The sequence below is a fragment of the Brachybacterium sp. ACRRE genome (assembly GCF_022346485.1).
Lineage (GTDB): Bacteria > Actinomycetota > Actinomycetes > Actinomycetales > Dermabacteraceae > Brachybacterium > Brachybacterium halotolerans.
The window spans coordinates 1-6,429 of the sequence record NZ_JAKRMO010000111.1 but is presented as its reverse complement, the minus strand read 5'-3'; the positions used below and the strand labels follow the sequence as shown (position 1 = coordinate 6,429).

Genomic DNA, 6,429 nt, shown 5'->3' with positions numbered 1-6,429 from the left:
ACCCTCACCCCGATGTGCGTGACTATGCATCCTTCTGTATAGTTCTGCGTATGACGTCCTCCGCAGCCCTCGACGCGCCCGCACCGCACACCCCGCACGCCCCTGCGCGTCTGCGCGCCGCGGTCGTCGGCGCCTCCGGGTACGCGGGCGGCGAGACCCTGCGGATCCTCGCGGACCATCCGCAGATCGACGTCACCACCGTGACCGCGCACTCGAGCGTCGGCAAGCGCCTCAGCGAGGTCGCGCCCCACGTGCACCTGGACGAGGATCTCGAGCTCGTCGACACCACCGTCGAGAACCTCTCGGGCCACGACGTGGTCGTGCTGGCCCTGCCGCACGGCCAGTCCGGGCAGATCGCCGCCCAGCTGCGCGCGAGCGATCCCGGGGTGCTCGTCGTCGACCTCGGCGCGGACCACCGGCTCGAGAGCGCCCAGGACTGGGCCGACTACTACGCGGGGGAGCACTCGGGGACGTGGACCTACGGCATGCCCGAGCTGCCGCTGGTCGCCGAGGGATCGGCCGACGCCGCCCCCCGCCAGCGCGACCTGCTGCGCACCGCCCGCGAGATCGCCGTGCCCGGCTGCAACGCGACCGCGGTGACCTTCGCCCTCGCACCGCTCGTGCGCGCCGGCCTCGTCGACCATCGCGCACTGAGCGCCGTCCTCCCGGTCGGGTACTCGGGCGCGGGCCGCAGCCCCAAGCAGCACCTGCTGTTCGCGGAGGCAGCGGGCGGCGCCGCGGCCTACGGCGTCGGCGGCACGCACCGGCACATCCCCGAGATCCTGCAGAACCTGCGCCGCGCCTCCGGCACCTCCGACGCGCGCCTCACCTTCACCCCAGTCCTCGTGCCCATGACCCGCGGCATCCTCGCCGTGGTGACCGCGCCCGCGGGCGACGGAGTCACCGAGCAGGCGCTCCTGGACGCTCTCGGCGCGGACTTCGCGGACGAGCCGTTCGTGCACGTCCTGCCCGCCGGGGCCGTCCCCAGCACCCAGCAGGTGGTCGGCGCCAACACGGTGCGCATCGGCGCGACCGTGGATCGACGAAGCGGGCAGGTCACGGTGATCTCCGCGATCGACAACCTCGTCAAGGGCACCGCCGGCGCCGCCGTGCAGTCCATGAACATCGCCCTCGACCTCCCGGAGACCCTGGGCCTGCCGCGCACCGCCCTCGCGCCCTGAGCGCCCGCGCCCCTCGGCGCCCCTCCATCGTCCGCCTCTCATGCACCACGGGAGACACACCATGTCCGTCACCTTCCCCGAGGGATTCCTCGCCGCCGGGATCTCCGCCGGCATCAAGGCGTCCGCCGCCGCCGACCTCGCCCTCGTCCTCAACCAGGGGCCGCTCGACGTCGCGGCCGCCGTCTTCACCTCCAACCGCGTGCAGGCCGCGCCCGTCCAGTGGTCCCGCCAGGCCGTGGCCGACGGCCGCGCCCGCGCCGTGATCCTGAACTCGGGCGGCGCCAACGCCTGCACGGGCCCCGAGGGGTTCACCGACACCCACCGCACCGCGGAGCACGTCGGGGCGCTCCTCGAGATCTCCTCCCAGGACGTCCTGGTCTGCTCGACGGGGCTGATCGGCGAGCGCCTGCCGATGGACGCGGTCCTCGGGGGCGCGATGAGCGCCCGCGACGCCCTGGATCCGGGGTCCGATGCCGGGGCCGACGCCGCGCGCGCGATCATGACCACGGACACCGTGCCGAAGACCGTCGAGATCACGACGCCCTCGGGCGCCCGCATCGGCGGCATGGCCAAGGGGGCGGGGATGCTCGCCCCGCAGCTCGCGACGATGCTCGTGGTCCTCACCACGGACGCCGTCGTGACCGCGGACGTCGCCGACTCCGCCCTGAGGGAGGCCACCCGGACCACCTTCGACCGGGTCGACTCGGACGCCTGCATGTCCACGAACGACACCGTGATCCTGCTGGCCTCCGGCGCGAGCGGCATCGAGGTCGGAGCCGCCGAGCTCGCCGAGTCCCTGCGCGAGGCGTCGGCCTCCCTCGCCCGCATGCTCGTCGCCGACGCCGAGGGCGCGAGCCACGACGTGCACGTGGTCGTCACCGGCGCCACCAGCGAGCACGCGGCGCTCGCCGTGGCCCGTGAGATCGCCCGCTCGAACCTCGTGAAGGCAGCGGTCTTCGGCAACGACCCGAACTGGGGGCGGATCGTCTCGGCCGCGGGCTGCGTGCCCGAGGAGGTCGCGCCCTTCGACCCCGATGCCCTGTCCGTGCACGTGAACGGCGTGCAGGTCTGCCGCGAGGGCGGGGCCCACGAGGACCGCTCCCTGGTGGACATGACCCCGCGCGAGACCCTCGTCGAGGTGGACCTCGGAGCGGGGGAGGCCGACGCCGACATCTGGACGAACGACCTCACCCACGACTACGTCGAAGAGAACAGCGCCTACTCCTCATGACAGAGACGACCTCCACCCCGTCCGGCGCGCCCGGTGCTGCCGGCTCCACCGGACCCGCCGCGCCCGGCTCCACCAGCTCGACCGCGCCCGCCGCGCCGCTCGCGGACTCCAAGAACCCCCTCGGGGACCTCACGCCCGCGCAGGCCGACGCCCGCGCGAAGTCCGAGATCCTCATCGAGGCCCTGCCCTGGATGCAGCGCTTCATGGGCAAGATCGTCGTCGTCAAGTACGGCGGGAACGCCATGATCGACGACGAGCTGCGCCGCGCCTTCGCGGCCGACATGGTCTTCATGCGCCATGCCGGCATCCACGTCGTCGTCGTCCACGGCGGCGGCCCGCAGATCAACGCGATGCTCGAGCGGGTCGGCGTCGAGAGCGCCTTCCGCGCGGGTCTTCGCGTGACCGACGAGGAGACCATGCAGATCGTGCGGATGGTGCTCGTGGGCCAGGTGGGCCGCGAGCTCGTCGGCCTCATCAACGAGCACGGGCCCTATGCGATCGGCATGTCCGGCGAGGACGCTCGCCTGTTCTCCGCGCGCCGCCGCGGCGCCGTGGTCGACGGCGAGGAGCTCGACCTCGGGCACGTCGGCGCGGTCACCCAGGTGCGGCCGGAGTCGATCCAGGACCTGCTGGATGCGGGACGGATCCCCGTGGTCTCCTCGATCGCCCCGGAGATCGACGCCGACGGGCGGCCGACGGGCGCGGTGCTGAACATCAACGCCGATCTCGCGGCGGCCGCCCTGGCCGCGGGGCTCGACGCCGAGAAGCTTGTCGTCCTCACGGACGTCGAGGGGCTGTACCGGGACTGGCCCGATCGCGACTCCCTGATCCCCGAGATCAGCGCGAGCGCCCTGCGCGAGATGCTGCCCTCGCTCACGGCGGGCATGATCCCGAAGGCGGAGTCGCTGCTGGACGCCGTGGACGCCGGAGTGCGGACCGCGGCCATGACCGATGGCAGGATCGCGCACGCGGTGCTGCTCGAGGTGTTCACCGCCAAGGGCGTGGGCACGATGGTGAGGAGGGACGACTATGTCTGAGCGGATCGCAGAGGAGCAGGCGGCCGACGGCGAGGACCTCGCCGCGCGCTACTCCCGCTCGATGCTCGGCGTCTTCGGCACGCCGCAGCGGGTGCTCGTGCGCGGCGAGGGCGCGCTCGTGTGGGACGCCCAGGGCAGGGAGTACCTGGACCTGCTGGGAGGGATCGCCGTGAACGCGCTCGGTCACGCGCATCCCTCGCTGGTCGCCGCGATGACCAAGCAGGTCGAGGCGCTCGCGCACGTCTCGAACTTCTTCGCGACGCCCACCCAGATCGAGCTCGCCGAGACCCTTCTGCGCCTCGCGCAGGCCCCCGAGGGCTCGGGCGTGTTCTTCACGAACTCGGGCACCGAGTCCAACGAGGCGGCCTTCAAGCTCGCGCGGCGCACCGAGCGCCCGCGGATCCTCGCCCTCGAGAACGCCTTCCACGGCCGCACCATGGGCGCCCTCGCGCTCACCCACAAGGAGGCATACCGCGCCCCCTTCGAGCCCCTGCCCGGGGGCGTCGAGTTCGTGCCCCCGAACGACATCGATGCGCTCGCCCGCGCCCTCGCCCCGGGCGACGTCGGGGCCCTGTTCCTCGAGCCCATCCAGGGCGAGGCGGGCGTGGTGCCTCTGGACCCCGAGTACCTCCGGGCGGCCCGGGAGCTGACCACGCAGCACGGCACCCTCCTGATCCTCGACGAGGTGCAGACCGGCATCGCCCGCACCGGGCACTGGTTCGCCCACCAGGGGGTCGACGGGGTCGTGCCCGACGTCATGACCCTCGCCAAGGGACTGGGCGGCGGCTTCCCGATCGGAGCCGTGATCGCCTACGGCCCGCGGGCGCGCGCCCTCCTGCAGCCCGGTCAGCACGGCACGACCTTCGGCGGCAACCCGCTCGGCGCGGCGGTCGCCCTCAGCGTGCTGGGCACCATCGCCGAGGACGATCTCCTGGGCAACGCCCGGCGCACGGGCGGGCACCTCGCGGACCGCATCCGCGAGCTCGCCGCGACCGATCCGCGCGTGCTCGGCATCCGCGGCGAGGGCCTGCTGCGGGGGATCGCGCTCGCCGACCCCATCGCTCCGCAGGTCGTCAGCGCGGCGCTCGACGCCGGGTTCATCATCAACGCCGCCAACCCGCGCACACTGCGCCTGGCTCCGCCGCTCATCATCACGAGCGACCAGCTCGACGCCTTCGTCGACGCCCTGCCCGGGCTGCTCGACGCGGCGAGCGCACCTGCCGACACCGAGACCACCGACACCGCGACCACCGAGAAGAGGTCCTGAGATGCCCCGTCACTTCCTGCGCGACGACGACCTGAGCCCGCGCGAGCAGAAGCAGGTGCTGCAGCTCGCCCAGGCGCTCAGCGAGGACCGCTTCGCCCGTCGGCCCCTCGAGGGGCCGCGCACGGTCGCCGTCATCTTCGACAAGTCCTCGACCCGCACCCGCGTGTCCTTCGCGACCGGCGTCGCCGAGCTCGGCGGCAGTCCGCTCGTGCTCGACGCGGCGACGAGCCAGATGGGCCGCGGCGAGTCGATCGCCGACACCACCCGCGTGCTGACCCGGCAGGTCTCGGCGATCGTCTGGCGCACCTTCGGCCAGTCCCGCATCGAGGAGATGGCGCACTATGCGACCGTCCCGGTGATCAACGCGCTGACCGATGAGTTCCACCCCTGTCAGATCCTCGCGGACCTGCTCACGATCGCCCAGCACACGGGTGGTCTCGGAGCCGATGACGCGGCGCTCGAGGGGCGCTCGATGGCCTATCTCGGCGACGGCTCGAACAACATGGCGCACTCCTACCTGCTGGGCGGTGTCACCGCCGGCATGGACGTGCGCATCGCGGCGCCGGCGAGCCACCTGCCCGCCTCCCCCGTCGTCCGCGACGCCGAGGCCACCGCACGCGAGACCGGCGGGAGCGTCACCATCACCGACGATCCCGCGCAGGCGGTTGAGAAGGCCGACGCCGTCATCACCGACACCTGGGTCTCGATGGGCCAGGAGGGCGAGGGCGGTCGCGGCGAGGAGACCTTCGCCCCGTACGCGGTGACCGAGTCGCTGATGGCCCGCTCGGGCGGGATCTTCCTGCACTGCCTGCCGGCGTACCGGGGCAAGGAGGTCGAGGCCTCCGTGATCGACGGGCCCCGCTCGGTGGTCTGGGACGAGGCGGAGAACCGCCTGCACGCCCAGAAGGCGCTGCTGACGTGGCTGCTCGAGCATCCCGACGAGGCCTCCGCGGCGCACGCGCGACCCCTGGGGCAGCGATGAGCACCACGGACCATCCGCGCACGCTCGCGCAGACGAAGACCGCCCGCCAGGAGCGCATCGTCGAGCTGCTCACCACCCGCGAGGTCTCCTCGCAGGCGCAGCTGGCGGACCTCCTCGGCGAATGCGGCATCGACGTCACCCAGGCGACCCTCTCGCGCGACCTCGTCGAGCTGCGCGCCGAGAAGGTCCGCGGCAGCGGCGGCGGGCTCGTCTACCAGGTGCCGGCCGACGGGGGAGACCCCGGGAGCACGCGCCGGGTGTCGAGCACCGAGCTGATCGGGGCCCGGCTGCGCCGGCTGATCGAGGAGCTCCTCGCCTCGGCCGACGTCGCGCAGAACATCATCGTGCTGCGCACCCCGCCGGGCGCCGCCCAGTTCCTCGCCTCCGCGATCGACCGCTCGGTGCTGCCCGAGCTCGTCGGCTCGATCGGCGGCGACGACACGGTGCTGCTCGTGGCCCGCGACAACGAGGCGGCCGACGCCATCGCCGCCCGCCTCCTGGCCCTCGCCGAGGGCCGACGGGGCGAGGGCGAGCCGCCCGACGCCGACGTCGACACCACGCGGACCGCGCCCTGAGCCGAGCCCGCGCCGGGGGACAATGACCCCGGACCTCCGTCGGCAGGGACGCACCCGTCGCAGCACCGGCCCCGCCCCGACCCGACCGCCGTCGGCCCCGCGCCGACGCACCCCCCCGCGTACACCCCAAACGAAGGGGCATAACCCCTGACCGAA

The 6,429-nt window shown here is 73.3% G+C and carries 6 protein-coding genes; all 6 read left to right on the top strand.

The features are described 5' to 3' along the window. Nucleotides 1-50: 50 nt before the first annotated feature. The 6 genes from argC (at nucleotide 51) to MHY49_RS18600 (ending at nucleotide 6,273) form a co-directional block, all read left to right on the top strand. Nucleotides 51-1,181, top strand: coding sequence for an N-acetyl-gamma-glutamyl-phosphate reductase (argC, locus tag MHY49_RS18625; RefSeq protein WP_239206665.1), 1,131 nt, complete (start codon nucleotides 51-53; stop codon nucleotides 1,179-1,181). Between the two features lie 61 nt (nucleotides 1,182-1,242). After that, nucleotides 1,243-2,412: a bifunctional glutamate N-acetyltransferase/amino-acid acetyltransferase ArgJ gene (argJ, locus tag MHY49_RS18620; RefSeq protein WP_239206663.1), complete on the top strand. Its 1,170-nt coding sequence runs from the start codon at nucleotides 1,243-1,245 to the stop codon at nucleotides 2,410-2,412. Then, nucleotides 2,409-3,449 carry an acetylglutamate kinase gene (gene argB / locus MHY49_RS18615; RefSeq protein ID WP_239206661.1) on the top strand — a complete coding sequence of 347 codons (1,041 nt, stop codon included), beginning with the start codon at nucleotides 2,409-2,411 and terminating at the stop codon, nucleotides 3,447-3,449. The genes argJ and argB overlap by 4 nt, the downstream gene beginning before the upstream one ends. Further along, the gene (locus tag MHY49_RS18610; RefSeq protein ID WP_239206659.1) at nucleotides 3,442-4,716 is read left to right on the top strand and encodes an acetylornithine transaminase; all 1,275 of its coding nucleotides are present in this window, start codon (nucleotides 3,442-3,444) and stop codon (nucleotides 4,714-4,716) included. The genes argB and MHY49_RS18610 overlap by 8 nt, the downstream gene beginning before the upstream one ends. Before the next feature lies 1 nt (nucleotide 4,717). Beyond that, nucleotides 4,718-5,698 (top strand): ornithine carbamoyltransferase, encoded by a 981-nt coding sequence (gene argF / locus MHY49_RS18605; protein WP_239206658.1) that lies wholly within the window; start codon nucleotides 4,718-4,720, stop codon nucleotides 5,696-5,698. After that, nucleotides 5,695-6,273, top strand: a complete 579-nt coding sequence (locus MHY49_RS18600) for an arginine repressor (RefSeq protein ID WP_200501715.1) — start codon at nucleotides 5,695-5,697, stop codon at nucleotides 6,271-6,273. The genes argF and MHY49_RS18600 overlap by 4 nt, the downstream gene beginning before the upstream one ends. Nucleotides 6,274-6,429: the final 156 nt, after the last annotated feature.